Annotated in this window: 7 protein-coding genes and 1 pseudogene; 4 read left to right on the top strand and 4 right to left on the bottom strand. The window is 71.9% G+C overall.

Annotated features, from left to right (window positions below; translation table 11 throughout):
- Positions 1-7: 7 nt before the first annotated feature.
- The 3 genes and pseudogenes from ACIBW9_RS37050 to ACIBW9_RS37040 all read left to right on the top strand — a co-directional run bounded on the left by ACIBW9_RS37050 (position 8) and on the right by ACIBW9_RS37040 (position 2422).
- Positions 8-1243, top strand: a complete 1236-nt coding sequence (locus ACIBW9_RS37050) for an MDR family MFS transporter (RefSeq protein ID WP_398961576.1) — start codon at positions 8-10, stop codon at positions 1241-1243.
- A 291-nt stretch (positions 1244-1534) separates the two neighbouring features.
- Positions 1535-1684, top strand: a pseudogene (locus tag ACIBW9_RS37045) (cation transporter); the annotation flags it as partial.
- Positions 1685-1759: 75 nt separating this feature from the next.
- Positions 1760-2422 (top strand): class I SAM-dependent methyltransferase, encoded by a 663-nt coding sequence (locus ACIBW9_RS37040; protein WP_398961574.1) that lies wholly within the window; start codon positions 1760-1762, stop codon positions 2420-2422.
- A 317-nt stretch (positions 2423-2739) separates the two neighbouring features.
- Here the strand turns inward: ACIBW9_RS37040 and ACIBW9_RS37035 are convergent, their stop codons facing one another.
- The 4 genes from ACIBW9_RS37035 to ACIBW9_RS37020 are packed head-to-tail and all read right to left on the bottom strand — an operon-like array spanning position 2740 to position 7305.
- Positions 2740-3735 (bottom strand): NAD-dependent epimerase/dehydratase family protein, encoded by a 996-nt coding sequence (locus ACIBW9_RS37035; protein ID WP_398961572.1) that lies wholly within the window; start codon positions 3733-3735, stop codon positions 2740-2742.
- The gene (locus tag ACIBW9_RS37030; RefSeq protein ID WP_398961570.1) at positions 3732-5339 is read right to left on the bottom strand and encodes an AMP-binding protein; all 1608 of its coding nucleotides are present in this window, start codon (positions 5337-5339) and stop codon (positions 3732-3734) included. Before ACIBW9_RS37030 ends, ACIBW9_RS37035 begins: the two co-directional genes overlap by 4 nt.
- A complete protein-coding gene (locus ACIBW9_RS37025) occupies positions 5336-6280 on the bottom strand; it encodes an alpha/beta fold hydrolase (protein WP_398961569.1) in 945 nt (314 codons plus the stop codon). Before ACIBW9_RS37025 ends, ACIBW9_RS37030 begins: the two co-directional genes overlap by 4 nt.
- On the bottom strand, positions 6277-7305 hold the full coding sequence (locus tag ACIBW9_RS37020) for a 3-oxoacyl-ACP synthase III family protein (RefSeq protein ID WP_398961567.1): 1029 nt from the start codon (positions 7303-7305) through the stop codon (positions 6277-6279). Before ACIBW9_RS37020 ends, ACIBW9_RS37025 begins: the two co-directional genes overlap by 4 nt.
- Positions 7306-7462: 157 nt before the next feature.
- Here ACIBW9_RS37020 and ACIBW9_RS37015 point away from each other — a divergent pair, with 157 nt between their 5' ends.
- Positions 7463-14911, top strand: coding sequence for an SDR family NAD(P)-dependent oxidoreductase (locus tag ACIBW9_RS37015; RefSeq protein ID WP_398961565.1), 7449 nt, complete (start codon positions 7463-7465; stop codon positions 14909-14911).
- Positions 14912-15630 lie beyond the last annotated feature (719 nt).

Raw genomic sequence — 15630 nt, 5'->3', positions numbered from 1 at the left:
TTGGTGGTTGTGGGCGAGCACTCTGATCAGTCGCCTCGGCTCCTTCGTCGCTCCATTCCTGGTCCTGTATCTGACGACGGAGCGCGGCTACTCGGCGAGCTTCGCGGGACTGGTCGCAGCGCTCTTCGGAGCCGGAGGCGCGGCGGCTTCACTGGTGGGCGGAATGCTGGCCGACCGGGTGGGGCGGCGTGCCACGCTGCTGACCACGCAGGTGGCGGCGGCCGGGCTGACCGCAGCCCTGGGCTTCGCGTCCACGCCCCTGCTGATCGCGTTGCTCGCGTGTGCGGCCGGAGCGGCGAGCGGTGCTTCCCGCCCGGTAGTGCAGACGGTCATGGCTGATGTGGTTCCGCCGGCGGACCGGGTGCGGGCGTTCTCGCTGTACTACTGGGCGATCAACATCGGCTTCGGGGTGGCTGCGGCGAGCGCCGGATTCCTCTCCTCCTACGGATACCGGTGGCTGTTCCTCATCGAGGCGGCAACGACGCTGCTCTCCGCGCTCGTGATCGCCACCAGGCTGCCGGAGACCAGCGCCCGCCCGGCGGACACCGGGGAACAAGCCGTGGGGCAGAAAGGCACCGGATTGCGGATGGTGCTGCGGGACAGGCCGTTCCTTGCGGCCGTCGGCCTGTCCTTCCTCCTGATCACGGTGTTCCAGCAGGCGGCTGTCGGACTGCCGGTGGCCATGGACCGGGACGGTCTCACCCCGGCCCAGTACGGGCTGGTGATCAGTCTGAACGGCATCCTCATCGTCGCTCTGCAACTGCCGCTCGGCCGCAGACTCGAGCGTCCCGCCCCGGGCCGTCCGCTCGTCATGGCCTCCCTGCTGTGCGCAGGCGGCTTCGGCCTCAACGCGCTCGCCGGCGGCGCCGCCGTGTACGCCACCGCCGTGGTCGTGTGGACCCTCGGCGAAATCGTTCACTCGCCGGTGAACATGGGCCTGATCGCACGGCTCTCTCCAAGCACCGCCCGAGGCCGCTACCAGGGCGTCCACGCGCTGTCGTGGGCCATAGCCACCATGGCCGCACCCCTGTGCGCCGGCATCGTCATCGACCGCTTCGGCCCCGACGCCCTGTGGGCCTCATGCACGGTTCTCGGAGTCTGCGCCGCCGCCGGTTACTGGGCCTTGTTGCTGCGCAAGCAGAACCGCCGACGCACACCGACCACCGGGCACGACGGCCGTTCGAGCCGACGTACCGCACCGCTCCCGGTTGCCGGGGAAGGAAGCGAGCGACGCCCGTGCTGAGGATGGGGCCGCCGCCGACGAGCGCGCCGATGCCGTAGGACTGGCACAACCGGATGACTCACCGACAATGACCGCGGGCGGGCCGAGTACGGCCGTCACCGACACCTCCCTGTGACGGGACTCCGCACGGCTGGTAGTCGATATGCAGCTCCGAAGAGATCTGGTGTTGTCAGCGAAGGATGGAAGAGTGCACGGTTCGCTCGCTTCTGGAATTCTGCGGTGCCGGGCTGTCAGTGACCGTCTACGGTCGGATGGTAGTGCTGGGAACGCGTGGCCGGTGCACTACACGCCATCGCCGCCCTCGTGATCGCCGCCATCGCGGTCAAGGAAGGACGCGACGCCTGGCGCGGCGAGGGCTGCTGCGCTCCCTCCGCCCAGCTCACCCACGCTGCCGCACAGGCCGACACGTGCGGATGCCAGCCCGGCTGCTCCTGCTGCTGAGCCGCGCCGCCCCGCATGGAAAGATCCACCGTGACGCCAGACGAACACGGCCCAACAGCCCCGACGGGAGACGCCATGCAGCACCACGACGGCGACCTCGCCGGCGCCCAGCAGGAACACTGGCAGAGCACTTACGGCACCCACCCCGGCATGTACGGCCAGGAGCCCTCCGCACCCGCCATCCACGCCGCCGAGGTCTTCCACGCCAACGGCGCCAAGGACGTACTGGAACTCGGCGCCGGACATGGCCGCGACGCCCTGTACTTCGCCCATGAGGGCTTCACCATCCAGGCGACCGACTTCAGCGCCGCTGGCCTCGAACAGCTCAAGGACGCTGCCCAGTCCCAGGGTCTGGCCGAGCGCGTGACCACCGCTGTTCACGACGTGCGCGAGCCACTGCGGCTGCCCGACGCCTCCGTGGATGCCGTCTACGCCCACATGCTGCTGTGCATGGCCCTGTCCACCCAGGAGATCCACGCCCTGGTCCGTGACGTCCGGCGCGTCCTCCGCCCGGGCGGCGTGTTCATCTACACCGTCCGTCACACCGGCGACGCCCACTACGGCACAGGAACCCCATACGGCGACGACATCTACGAGCACGGTGGCTTCGCCGTGCACTTCTTTCCCCGTCACCTCGTCGACTCCCTCGCCGACGGCTGGACCCTCAGCGAAGTCCACGCCTTCGAGGAAGGCGAGCTACCTCGCCGCCTGTGGCGCGTCACCCAGATCCGCCCCTGACGACCACCCCGCCAAGCACGGAAGAGCATCGAACCCTCAACGAACCCGCCGTTCCTACGGCCGTACGCTTCGTCGGGCGAGGCATTCAGCAAGTTCTGAGTGGACGTTAAGTCCGTTTCCGGTAGCGACCTCGTCCGGGTTGGGTGAGGAAGCCTTGGCGGACGAGTCGTCCGAGACGAGCACGGGTGACGTTGACCGATGCCTCGTCGGTGGGCATGCCGAGGAGTTCGTGCAGCTCACGGGCTCGGAAATCCTGGTCGGGGTGCTGGTTGAAGGCGTCAGTCGGCCGCCCGGAGGATCCACCTGAAGGGGCGGAGCTACCGCGCTGCCGGTGGTGCTGGGTCCGACAGCGCGGCAATCCCCGCGTCGAAGGTGATCGGTGGCTCGAACTGCAGGTCGCGGCGTGCGGCTGCGATGCTGAACCAGTGGGGATGGACCAGCTCGGCGACGAGGAAGCGGCTGAGCGCGTGTGTGCGGGCGCGTCCGGTCAGGCACAGGAAGGTGTCGCAGGTTGCTGCGGCGGCCTGGGCCAGAGGCGTCGGCACGGTGCACCAGGTCGCCTGAAGGCCCGCCGCGCGCAGGAAGTGGGCGGTGATGTCGCGCAGCGGGCGGGGGTCGTCCTGGGTGATGAAGTAGGAGCGGCCCCCGATGGGGCGGCCCTGCTGGAGTCGGTCCAGGGCGAGCAGGTGCGCGTGGGCGGCGGTGTGCAGGTGGGTGGTGTCGACGAGGTTGGTGCCGTCACCGGGCATCACCAGGCGGCCCGCGCGCACGGCGCGTGCCAGGGCCGGTGCGAAGTGCGGGTCGCCGGGGCCCCAGATGATGTGCGGGCGCAGGGAGACGGTGGCCAGGTCGGGGCCGTTGGCGGCCAGGACGAGGGCCTCGGCCAGGGCCTTGGTGCGGGGGTAGGCGGCCAGGTGCCTGCGGGGGTAGGGGCGGCGTTCGTCGGCGTTCCGTAGGCCGCCCGGTTGGAAGACGACGCTGGCGGTGGACGTATGGACAAGGGTGCCGATCCTGTGGGCGCGGCACTGGTCGATGACGTTGCGGGTGCCCCGCACGTTGGTGTTCCAGTACGGGAGAAGAGGGCCGCTGACGCCGGCGAGGGCGGCGTTGTGGATGACGGCCTCGCAGCCGGCGACCGCGCGGGAGACGGCGGCCGGGTCGGCGAGGTCTCCCTGGTGCTGCCGCACGCCGAGTCTCTCCAGGGCGGGGCTGGGCCGGCGGCTGAGGGACGTGACCGGGGTGGCCCGGGCGACGAGTTGACGGCAGATCTCCTGCCCGAGGAAGCCGCTTCCACCGGTGACCAGGACGCTCATCGCCCGCTGCTCCGCAGACGCTTGGCGGCGCGGGCGGCGAGCCGGGCACGGTCGATCTTGGAGTTGTGGCGGATGTCGGTGGGGAAGCGAGGGTGGAACAGCACGGTGCCGATGCGGTGGCCGTCCCGATGGCTGCCGAGGGCGGCACGCAACGTGTCCAGGATCGCGTCCTTGCTCGTGGCGGGCTCGGGCTCGACGCAGAGGACCGCCTGTTGCCGTCCGACGGGGCCGACGCCGACGAGGGCGGTGCGGCGGACCCCCGAGGCGGTGTCGGCGGCGGCCTCGACGTCCTCGGTGGTGAGGGTGAAGCCCTCTCCGGTCACGAGGTGCGCTTTGCGGCCGAGGTACCACAGGCGGCCCTCGTCGTCGAGGCGTCCCAGGTCGCCGGTGCGGTGCCACAGTGTGCCGTCGGCGACCGTTTTGGCCGTGACGGTGGCGTCGGGGCGGGCGTGATAGGCGGGGCTGACCACGGGGCCCGCGACGGCGATCTCCCCCAGTCCGGTGGCGTCGGCGTCCAGGATGCGCGCCTCGATGCCCGGCAGGGGCGGGCCCAGGCAGGTGCCGCTGTGGCCCGGCGGTGGCTCGGTACGCAGCTCGCGCAGAGCGCCGGCGTCAATGGCGGCGACGGGCAGGCATTCGGTGGCGCCGTAGACGCTGAGGATCTCCGCCTCGGCGGGCAGCACCTTGGCCAGGGCCTCGGCGAGGTGGGGGCGCAGTGACGCGCCGAAGGACAGCACCTTGCGTACTGAAGGCAGCGTCAGGCCGTTGCGGGCGCAGTGGCCGGCGATGAGCCGGAGGACGGCCGGTGAGGCCACGACGGCGGTCGCCCTGTGGTGCAGGAGCGGGCCGACGATGTGTCCGGGGGGCGTGCGCGCCGGGGCCAGATGGTTGATCTGCGGAGCGACGGTGGTCATGCCGAGAAGCGGGCCGAACAGGGCGATCGGCAGGAAGCAGGAGAGAAGGACGTCGTCGGGTTCGGGCCGCAGGACGGCGGCCAATGCGGTGAGTTGCCCGACGATGCTGGCGTGACGGTACTCCACTCCCTTGGGCCGGCCGGTGGAGCCGGAGGTGAAGGCGATCATCGCCAGGTCCTCGTCGTGCGGCGCCGGGGCGAGGGACGGTGGGCGGTGGCCGTTTCCATCGGCGACCGCCAGCGGCAGACTGTGCCCCAAGAGCCGGTCCTGGCCGGGGAATCGACCGCCGGTGACCAGGGCCGTGTGGATGTGGCCGCGGCCCCAGCCCAGGGCTCTGCGCCCGACGTGGGCCAAACGTTCCCCGATGAAGACGCCGGGTCCGATCTCGTCCAGGCAGCGCCGCACCTCGGCGCGGGGCTCGATCAGGGCGGGGACGGCACCGAGGAGGGCCAACCCGTTGACCGCCACGAAGAGTTCGTAGGCGTCGCGGGTCATGACCACGGCCTTGTCGCCGCGTCGTACTCCCGCCGCCCGGAGGATGTCCGCGGTGCGGCGGCAGCCGTCCAGGAGTTGGGCCGCCGTGATGGTCTGCGATGCGCGAGCGCCGGAGCAGCGGATCAGGGCGTCCGACTCGGCGTGGTCGCTCAGCCGGGTCAGGCGGGCGAAGATGCTGTCCTGTGCGGTGGTCATCGCTGTCCTTGCAGGAAGGCACGGATGTCGACGCCGAGTTCGTCCCCGGCGTCCTCCATGGCGAGGTGGCCGGCGTTCGGGTAGCGGCGGACGACGGCGTGGGGATGGCGGCGGGTCCACTCGGTGAGGACCAGCGGGGTGAAGACCGGGTCCCGCATGCCCCATCCGATGAACATCGGGATCCGTCGCAAGTCGTCGGATTCGGCGGACGGTTCGAGCAGCCGCCACGCCTGGTCCGCGTCGCCCCGGGGGATGGCGCGGACGAACTCCGTGATCGCGCGGCGGTTGCTCCGGCGCCGGTGAGGGAGCAGATAGGCGCGCCGTTCGGCGGGACTGAGCGGGTGGGTGACGCCGACGCGGACCGTGGTCCGGGCGAAGGCGTTGGTGGCGTGGACAGCGGCGGCGACGGGCCGGTGATCCCTGATCCAGCGCAGGTAGAACGGCAGCCGATAACCGTCTGGCCAGGGAAAGGCGATGGTGTTGAGGACCACCAGGCGCGAGACGATGCCCGGGTTGCGCAACAGCCAGGCGAAGCCGAGCGGGCCGCCCCAGTCGTGGACGACGAATGTCCAGCCCCGCGCCGGGACGCCCTCCTGATGGACCAAGTGCTGGTAGAGGGCGTCCAGATGATCCAGCTGGGCCTGGTAGCGGGCGGCCGGGTCCCGTGGCAGGGCGAGATGCTGGGACAGGCCGAGGCCCGGCAGATCCGGGGCCAGACAGCGTGCGTGCGGGGCCAGCGCGGGAAGGAGTTTGCGCCAGGCGTAGCTCCAGGTCGGGTTGCCGTGCAGGAGGAGCAGCGGTTCGCCCGTGCCGAGGTCCAGGTAGTGCTGGCCGGTCGACGGTACGAGCCGCCAGTGCTCGCGGGCGGGGTAGCCGGGCAGCAACTGGTGGAGGACGGAGGAGTGCGTGGGGGCGGCCGTACGCCGGCTCTCGGCGGTCACAGGCGGACCAGCGCCAGACCGAAGCTCATGCCACTGGCCAGGCCGAGCATCGCCACGGTGTCCCCTGGCTCGACGCGGTCGGCCTCCTGTGCCTTGACCAGTTGCAGGGGCAGCGAGGCCGCGGCGCAGTTGCCGTGTTCGGCCACGGCGGGCATGCACCGGTCGGCGGGCAGCGCGAGCTTGTCGACCATCTCCTGGAACTGCGGCATACCGATCTGGTGGACGGCGATGAAGGCGCTGGAGCGGACCGCCTCCATCTCCCGCTCCGCCGACTGGTGGAGGAAAGTAAGGCCCTCCACGGCGGCGGTGCGCAGCAGGTCGCCGTTGAGCCTGATGGTCACGTGCTCGTCGTCGAGCGAACGGGGGTGCACGGAGCCGCCACCACTGACGGTGCAGGCGTTCCAGGCGGTGGACTCCGCGGTGAACCGCAGGGTGAGCACACCGGGGGCGTTGTCCCCGGCGGGCCCGGCGGTGAGCAGCATGGCGGCGCCGGCGTCGGAGACGGTGTAGCCGGGCATGGCTCGCAGCAGGGCCTCGTGGTCGGGGACGTGCCAGCGCGTGACCATGGATCCCACTTCGCCGCAGGCGATCAGCACCGTGCGGTAGCGGCGGGTGGCGATGAACGCGGTGGCCACCTCCATCGCGTTGAGCACGCTGACGCAGGCGTTCGTCACGTCGAACACCGGGCAGGTGGCGCCCAGTTTGGCGGCCACCATGTGCGAGGTCGACGGTTCGATCATGTCCTGGCTGGTGGCGGCGAAGAGCAGCAGGTCCACCGCGTCGATGGTCATGCCGGCGTCCTCGAGGGCCTTGCGGGCGGCCGCGGCCGCGAGGTCCGACGCGCACACCCCTGGCTCGCAGGTGTGGACGCCGCGCACGCCGGTGATGTCCTCGAGCAGGCTGGGCGGCGGTACGTAGGGGCTTCCGGCGGCGGCGATCCCAGCCCGGATCTCCTCCATGGTCCGGTAGCGGGACGGCAGGTGGACGGCGGTTGCTGTCAAGCGGGCACGCGGGGCTTCGAGCACCGCGCCACCGTAACGGCCGGTCACGCACCGTGACCTAAAGATCACTCGCCTGGCTGATTAAGGTCACACTCGCGGGTGAATCGGGCCTTGGCCGCCTGGTCACGTGGGGAGTGTCCTCCCGCTCGGACCGGACAAGCGGGGCAACAGGGGGCGGGGCATGGCTTTGGGACGGGACGACCGGTCGGTGGCGGTGGTGGGTGTCGGCTGCCGACTGCCGGGCGGCATCGCCGACTTGGACGGGCTGTGGGCAGCACTGCGGGACGGGCGCGACCTCGTGGGGGTCATGCCGCCGGACCGGTTTCCCAAAGATCGGTTCGTCGATCCGGGGACGGTGCGCCCGGGCCGCAGCTACACCGCCGCCGGGGGCTTTCTCGACGACATCGCGTCCTTCGACGCCGCGTACTTCGGCATCTCGCCCAAGGAAGCGGCGCACATCGATCCGCAGCAGCGGTTGTTGCTGGAGATGACGGCCGAGGCGCTGGATGACGCGGCCGTCCCGGCCGAGGCGCTCGCCGGGTCCGACACGTGCGTGTATGTGGGAGTCTCCGATCCGGCCTACGGCACCGTCCTGTCGATGCTGGACGACCACACCAGCCCGCACACCATGCCCGGCGCCACCCTGTCCATCGCGGCGAACCGCCTGTCGTACGCCTTCGACCTGCGCGGCCCCAGCATGGCGGTCGACACGGCCTGTTCCTCGTCCCTGGTGGCACTGGACCGCGCCTGCCGCACCCTGCGCGAGGGCACCAGCCGGGTGGCCCTGGCGGGCGGGGTCAACGTGCTGGTGACCCCGTTCTCGTACGCCGGGTTCTCCTACGCGGGGATGCTGTCGCGGCGCGGCCGGTGCGCTGCCTTCTCCGCCGACGCCGACGGCTTCGTACGGGCCGAGGGCGGCGCGGTGTTGGTGCTGAAGCGGCTGGCGGACGCGGTGGCCGACGGGGACCGCATCCACGCCGTCCTGGCCGGCACCGGCAGCAACTCCGACGGCCGTACCAGCGGTATGACGCTGCCCAGTTGGGAGGCGCAGGAGGCGCTGCTGCGCGCGGTGTGTCTGGAGGCCGGGATCAGCCCGGACGACCTGGTCTACTTCGAGGCGCACGGCACCGGCACGCCGGTCGGCGACCCCGCCGAGGCCCGGGCCATCGGCCAGGCCCTCGGCGCGCCGCGCGGCGTGGGCCCGCTGCCCGTCGGGTCGGTGAAGTCCAACCTGGGCCACCTGGAGCCAGCCGCGGGCATGGCGGGCCTGCTCAAGGCGATCCTGGTGCTCCGTCACCGGATCGCACCCGCATCCCTGCACGCCCTGCCACTCAACCCGGCCATCGACTTCGATGCGCTCGGCCTGGCTCCCACCGTGACGCCCGTGGAGTTGCCCCGCTCCGAGCGGGCAGCGGTCGGGGTGAACTCCTTCGGCTTCGGCGGCGCCAACGCCCACGCCATCGTCGTACCACCCCCTGCGGTGCCCGTGCCTACGCCGCCCGGACCGGAACGGGCGGACAGGCCGGTGCCGGTGGTGATCTCCGCGCGGTCCCCCAAGGCGTTGCGGCAGTTGAGCGAGCGGATGACCGCGCGGCTGCGTGAAATCGCCCCGGAGGAGTTCTACGACCTGGCCCGCACCAGCACGCTGCGGCGCAGTGCCCACCCGCACCGTGCCGCCGTTGTGGCCGCCGATCCGCGGCAGGCGGCCGACCGACTGCAGAGCCTGTTCGCCGACACGCCGTCCTGCGGTGCCGTGGCCCGCAAGGCCGAGCGCGGCGGCGTGGCCTTCGTCTACTCCGGCAATGCTTCCCAATGGCCCGGAATGGCCGCCGACTTGATGGCAGGTGACGCCGTCTTCCGTGCCGCTGTCGAAGAGGCCGACGCCGCGCTGGCCCCGCATCTGGGCTGGTCCGTGGCCAAGGAGCTGGAGCGCCCCGCGGCGGCTCGCTGGGCGCGTACGGAGATCGCCCAACCGGTGCTGTTCGCCGTGCAGGTGGGCCTGACCGCCCTGCTGACCGCCCAGGGACTGCGCCCGGCTGCGGTTGCCGGGCACAGCGTCGGGGAGGTCGCCGCAGCGTACGCCGCCGGGGCGCTGACCATGGAGCAGGCGGCGCTGGTGCTCGCCCAGCGGAGCCGCACCCAGGCCGCCACGGCGGGCCGCGGTCTCATGGCCGCCGTCGGTCTGGCCGAGGAGGAGGCCCGCGAGGAAGTGGCGCGCTTCGGCGGGGCCTTGGAGATCGCCGGGATCAACAGCGACCGGGACGTCACGGTCGCCGGCGACCCCGACGCCCTGGCCGCACTCGGTGCCGAACTGACCGCCCGTGACGTCTTCTTCCGCGAGCTGGCCCTGGACTACGCCTTCCACAGCCGCGCCATGGACCCCATCGAGGAACCCCTGCGCGCCGCCCTCGCCGGTCTGACCCCCGGCACGGCACGGGTGCCGTTCGTCTCCACCGTCACGGCAACCCCGCTGACCGGGCCCGAGCTTGACGCGGCGTACTGGTGGCGCAACGTGCGCGAGCCGGTCCGCTTCGCCGAGGCCATGGCCCACCTCACGGAAGACGGCATCGGCATCGTCGTCGAGCTCGGCCCGCACCCGGTGCTGCGCCCCTACCTGCGCCGCACGGGCCTGGCCTACGTTCCGACTCTGCTCCGGGACGGGGACGGGCCGCGCGAGGTGTCGGCCGCGGTCGCCACTCTGCTCGCGGCCGGTGCCGAGGTGGACTGGCCGACGCACTTCCCGCATCCCGGCAGAGTTGTGGACCTGCCCGCCTACCCATGGCAGCGCGACCGGCACTGGCACGGCACCCCGCAGGATCTCGTCCTGCACACCAGCGGCTCCGGAGTACTGGACCACCCTCTGCTCGGCGAGCGGCTGCCCGCGCCCCACCCCCTGTGGCACGGCACCGTCGAGCCGCAGCTCGTGCCCTGGCTGGGCGACCACCGGATCGACGGCAGCGTGCTGATGCCTGCCGCCGCCTATGTGGAGATGGCTGTCACGGCCGGGCTCAGAGCGCTGGACCGGCCGGTGGAGGTGCGGCACCTGCACATCTCCCGCCCGTTCGCGATCGACTGGCCGGACCCGGCGGGTGCCGCGCTGCAGACCGCGGTCACCCCGTCCGACGGCGCGCTGACCATCAGCACGCGGGACACCCGCGGCGCCGAGGTCCAGTCGGTCGTCCGCGCCCAGGTACGCACCCGGCTGAGCAGCGCCCCCGATCCACTGGACATCGCCGCGGTCAAGGCCCGCTGCCCCCGCACTCTCACCGGCCCGGACTACTACGCCCACTGCCACCGCGTCGGGCTGGAGTGCGGTCCGGCGTTCCAGCTCCTGCACACCCTGGACGTCGGCGACGGCGAGCTGCTGGCGTGGTACCGGCTCGACCACCCGACCGACGCCTACACGGTCCACCCCGTGCTGCTGGACGGACCCTTGCAGGCCACCGTCGCGCTGGCCGACCGGCCGACCCGGGAGGACGCCGGCTATCTGCCGTCGGCCTTCGGGGCGGTACGGGTATGGCGTACCCCCGCGCCGGAGGGCGTCGTCCACCTGCGGCGACGCAGCCGCAGTGCCAACGAGGTGTGCTGGGACATCACGTACGCGGACCTCGACGGCACCGTCACCGCCGAGATCGAGAAGTGCCGCACCCGCCGTGCCCTGCTCACCGACCACGCCCCGCTGACCGTCCAGCGCACCGTCCTGCGCGCGGCCCCGCTCCCGTCGGTGCCCGCCCTGCCGTCCCCGCTGCCTACTCCGCCCGAGGTGGCTCACGCCGCCCGCGCGCGGATCGCCGCCGTCCGTGCGGAACTGGACGTCAGCGGCCACGACCGGTTCACGGCCGCCGCGGAACGGGTCGGCGCGCACTGCTGGGCGGCGGCCCTGCGCGGACTGGTGCCCCGACCGGACGGGCCCTTCACCATGCCGGATCTGGTCGGCCAGGGCCTGGCGCCCCGGCATCGCAGGCTGGTGCGTCTGATGCTGCCCCTGCTGGTCGAGCAGGGGCTGGCCGAGACGGACGGGGAGGGCTGGCGGCTGACCGGCGTCACGGCGTGCCCCGAGGCGTCCCTGCGGGGCCTGCTGGAGGATCACCCCCGTTTCGCCCCGGTCGCGCTGCTGATCAATGGTCAGCTGCGGCATCTGCCCGACGTGTTGCGCGGCGCCCTCGACGCACGTGACCTGCTGCCCGTCGGCGAGAGCTTCCTCGAACAGCACCAGGAGACCTCGCCCGCGCACCGTTTCACCCAACGGGTGGTGCAGGCGCTGCTCGACCGGATCGTCCGCGACTGGCCCGCCGACCGTCCGCTGCGTGTCCTGGAGGTGGGCGCGACCACCACGGCCCTGACGGCCGCCGCGTTGCCGATGCTGCCGGCCGACCGCACCCACTACACGTGTACGGCCCCTGCCAACTCCTCCTTCGCCCGCTTCCGGCACCGTTTCGCCGCCTGCCGCTTCATCGAGTACCGCACACTCGACCTGGACGCCGACCCGGCCGTCCAGGGCTTCCCACCGGGCGGCTTCGACCTGGTCCTGGCCGGCAACGCCCTGCACGCCACCGCCGATCTGACCGCCACGCTGGGACACGTCCGGTCCCTCCTCGCCCCGGGCGGCCACCTGATGGCGACCGAACAGCACCACGATCGGCTCGACGCCCTGCTGTTGGGCGGCCTGGAGCCCTTGTGGACGCGCAGTGACCGGACCCTGCGCCCCACCACCCGGCTGCTCCCCCGCGGCGAGTGGACGCCGCTCCTGGAGCGCTGCGGTTTCACCAGCCCCTGGCAGACGGGGCCCACGGACCACTCGGTTCTGGTGGCCGCCACCCCGCGTGTACCGGCCGATACGCCCGTCCTCCCCCCGTCCCCGCCGGGCGCGGCCTGGCTCGTCGCCACGGAGACCGACACCGAGGCCCCGACCGCCCGGGAACTCGCCGCGCTGCTGGGCCCCGCCACGGTCCTGCCCGTCCCCACCGACACCGACGCATGGACGGCAGCACTGCCCACCGAGGCCGCGCCGCGTATCGTCCTGCTGCTGGCCGAGCCCGAACCGCGACAGCCCGTCGCCCGGACCGGCCATCGCGCGAGTGTCCTCCGCACCCTGGCCGCCGCCTGCCGGAATCTGCCCGCCGACCGCGCCGCACAGGTGTGGTTGGTCACGCGCCCCACCGGTCTTTTCCCCGCGCCGGAACGCCCCGCGCACCCCGAGGACGCGGCCGTCTGGGGTGCCGCCCGCACCCTGGCCAACGAACGGCCCGACCTGGGACTGCGACGCATCTCCCTCGACCGCGCGGCGGACCCGGCCGACGACGCCCGGCGGCTGGCCGCGGAGCTGCTCACCGCAGGCCACACGCCGGACGAGAGCGAAAGCGCGGTCGGGGGCGAGGCCGAGGACGAGGTCGTTCTCACGGCGGCCGGCCGCTTCACGCCCCTGCACGTCGAGCATCCGGCCGACGAGCCTCCCGCCGTTCCCCTCGATGTGCCCTTCCTCCTCGAGGCCCGCGACCCCGGCCCTGCCCGGCGCCTGGTCTGGCGGGAAACGACTGTCCCGCAGCCCGGTCCGGGTGAAGTCGTCGTCCAGTTGCGCGCCGTGGCGCTGAACTACCGCGACCCCATGCGCGCCAACGGGCTGCTGCCGCCCGAAGCCGTGGAGGACAGCCCGCTCAGCCGTGGGCTGGGCACCGACGGTGCCGGCATCGTCCGCGCCGTCGGCCCCGGCGTGAGCGACTTCGCGGTCGGCGACCGGGTCTGCGGCGCCATTCCCGCAGCCCTCGCCTCGCACGGCGTCACCCATGACTACGGCCTGATCAAGATCCCCGAAGGGATGAGCTACGCCGAGGCGGCGACCTTCCCCGTCGCCTTCCTGACGGTGCATCACGCCCTGGTGGACCAGGCGCGCGTGGCTCCGGGTGAGACGGTTCTCGTGCACGGCGGCGCCGGCGCCGTGGGCCTGGCCGCGCTGCAATGCGCCCACGCCCGCGGTGCCCACGTCATCGCCACCGCCGGGACGGAGACGAAACGGAACCTGCTGCGCACCCTCGGGGCCCGGCACGTGCTCGACTCACGCAGCCTGGACTTCGTTCCACAGGTCCGCGAACTCACCGACGGCCGGGGCGTCGACGTCGTGGTCAACTCCCTCAGCGGTGAAGCGATCACCCATGGACTCGACCTGCTGCGGCCCAACGGCCGCTTCGTCGAGCTCGGCAAGCGTGACATCTTCCTCAACAACACGCTGCCGTTGCGCTCCTTCGACCGCAGCCTGACCTTCATCGGCTTCAACCTCGACCACGCACTGCTGGACCGCGACCGCGGCACCCGGCTCGTCGCCGACCTCGTCCCCCACATCGAACGCGGCGTGTACCGGCCACTGCCGCACACGGTCTATCCGGCCGCTCGGGTGGAGGAGGCCTTTCAGGTTCTGCAGCATTCGCGGCACATCGGCAAGGTGGTCCTCTCGTTCGATCAGGTCGACGCCTTCGATCAGCACGTCAACACGTTCGATGAGGTCGGCCAGATCCCGCTGGACGAACCCGTGCCCGTACAACCCGCGCCCCACGTACCCGCCCTGGACGCCGACGGCACCTACCTGGTGACCGGTGGGCTGAGCGGTTTCGGCGCCGCGACCGCGCGGTGGCTGGCCGACCACGGTGCCCGCCATCTCGCACTGGTCTCCCGCCGTGGCGAGGCCACCCCCGAGGCACCGGCGCTCCTGGACGACCTGACCCGACGGGGCGTACATGCCACCGCCTACGCGGCCGACGTCACCGACGAGGCGGCTCTGCGCCGGGTCATCGACACGGTCGACGCAGGCGGGCATCGGCTGCGCGGCGTCGTCCATGCAGCGATGCACCTCGACGACGCGCCTCTTTCCGATCTCCCCGGCGACCGGTTCACCGCCGTCCTGGCTCCCAAAGCAGAGGGCGCCGCCCAGCTGGAACGCCTCACCGCCGACCACGATCTCGACCTGTTCCTCACCTACTCCTCGATCGCCGCGGCCGTCGGCAACATCGGACAGGCCCCTTACGCGGCTGGCAACGCCTACTTGGAGGCCCAGGCACGCGCCCGACACGCCCAGGGACAGCCGGCCACCGCCCTCGCCTGGGGCCCGATCGGCGAGACCGGGTACGTCGCCCGCCACGCCATCGGCGACGCCATGGCCGAGCGGGGCTTCCAACCCCTCACCGTCGCCGAAGCCCTCAGCACCGCCGAGGACCTGCTGCACCCGGCCATCGACGTCGCGGGCATCGGCCGCTACCGCTGGACCCGCGCCCGCCGCCTGCTGCCCTCCCTGGGCACGGCCCGTTTCAGCGGCCTCGTGCCGGCCGACGCGGCCCCGGGCCCGGAGGGCCGCGCGGACCTGCTGCGCGAACTGGCCGCCATGACACCCGACGACGCCCGGGCGGCGATCACCCGGACGCTGGCCCGGCTGCTCGCCGCAGTTCTGCACAGCGACCCCGAGGAACTGGATCCCGCGCGGCCGGTGACCGACTTCGGCCTCGACTCGCTGCTGAGCACCGAATTCCTGGTGCGCGCCAGCGAACACTTCGACGTCCGCCTCGCCGCCGCCGAACTGATGACCAGCGACCGCACCCTGACCCACTTCGCGCAGTCGGTTCACAGCAGGCTGGACCTCGGATGAGAACTGTCGAGGCAATCACGCTGGAACTCATTGAACTCAATGGACTCGTTGAACTCGGTGACTCGTTGAACTCCGAGAGAGACGCCTTGACCTCAAGTGCGCTTGAGGAAGGAGCCTTTCCCCATGGACACCGACGAGCCGATTCGCTAGGCAGCAGGCCGCCGCGCTCGGCATCCCGGCGATCGTCGTCGGCGTGGCCGGCATCGCCATCGGCTCGGCCCTCCGTTAGGCCGACGCCGGGCCTGCCCTTCCCGTACAGACCGCGGAGGGCAGGCCCGATGCCACCGATGCTGAGCAGCGCTCGTGTGCGGGAGCGTCCGCCGTCATATCCGGATGCGATGGCCTCGTGCACCGTCACAATCAAGTGTCCCGTGGGATGAATACGGGCGTCAGATGGACTTCTTCCGCCAGGGCAGCTATCGGAGCCGCTTCCGCAGGCGAAACAACACGCCATCCCGCCCCAGCCACGTCCCAGAGTCCCTCCTGGATTCCCTCAGCGCGGTGTTCCAACCGTCCGCACCAGTGATTCACCTGTTCTCGCGGCGCACTACCGCTACGTAGGCCGGCACCAGCAGACCGGCTGCGACACCCGTGTGTGACTGAGGCTTTTCCAACCTCGTTGCTCAGTCCGGCAGTTGTGACTGAGCAACGGGGCTGGCCATTGAGTGCTTCAGTTGGCCGCCCTGCGCTCAGCCAGATCCTCGCCGTCTGGAGATCAC

It is taken from the genome of Streptomyces sp. NPDC049541 (assembly GCF_044465725.1).
Taxonomy (GTDB): domain Bacteria; phylum Actinomycetota; class Actinomycetes; order Streptomycetales; family Streptomycetaceae; genus Streptomyces.
The sequence above is the reverse complement of the archived record's forward strand: the minus strand, read 5'-3'. Positions and strand labels throughout refer to the sequence as shown.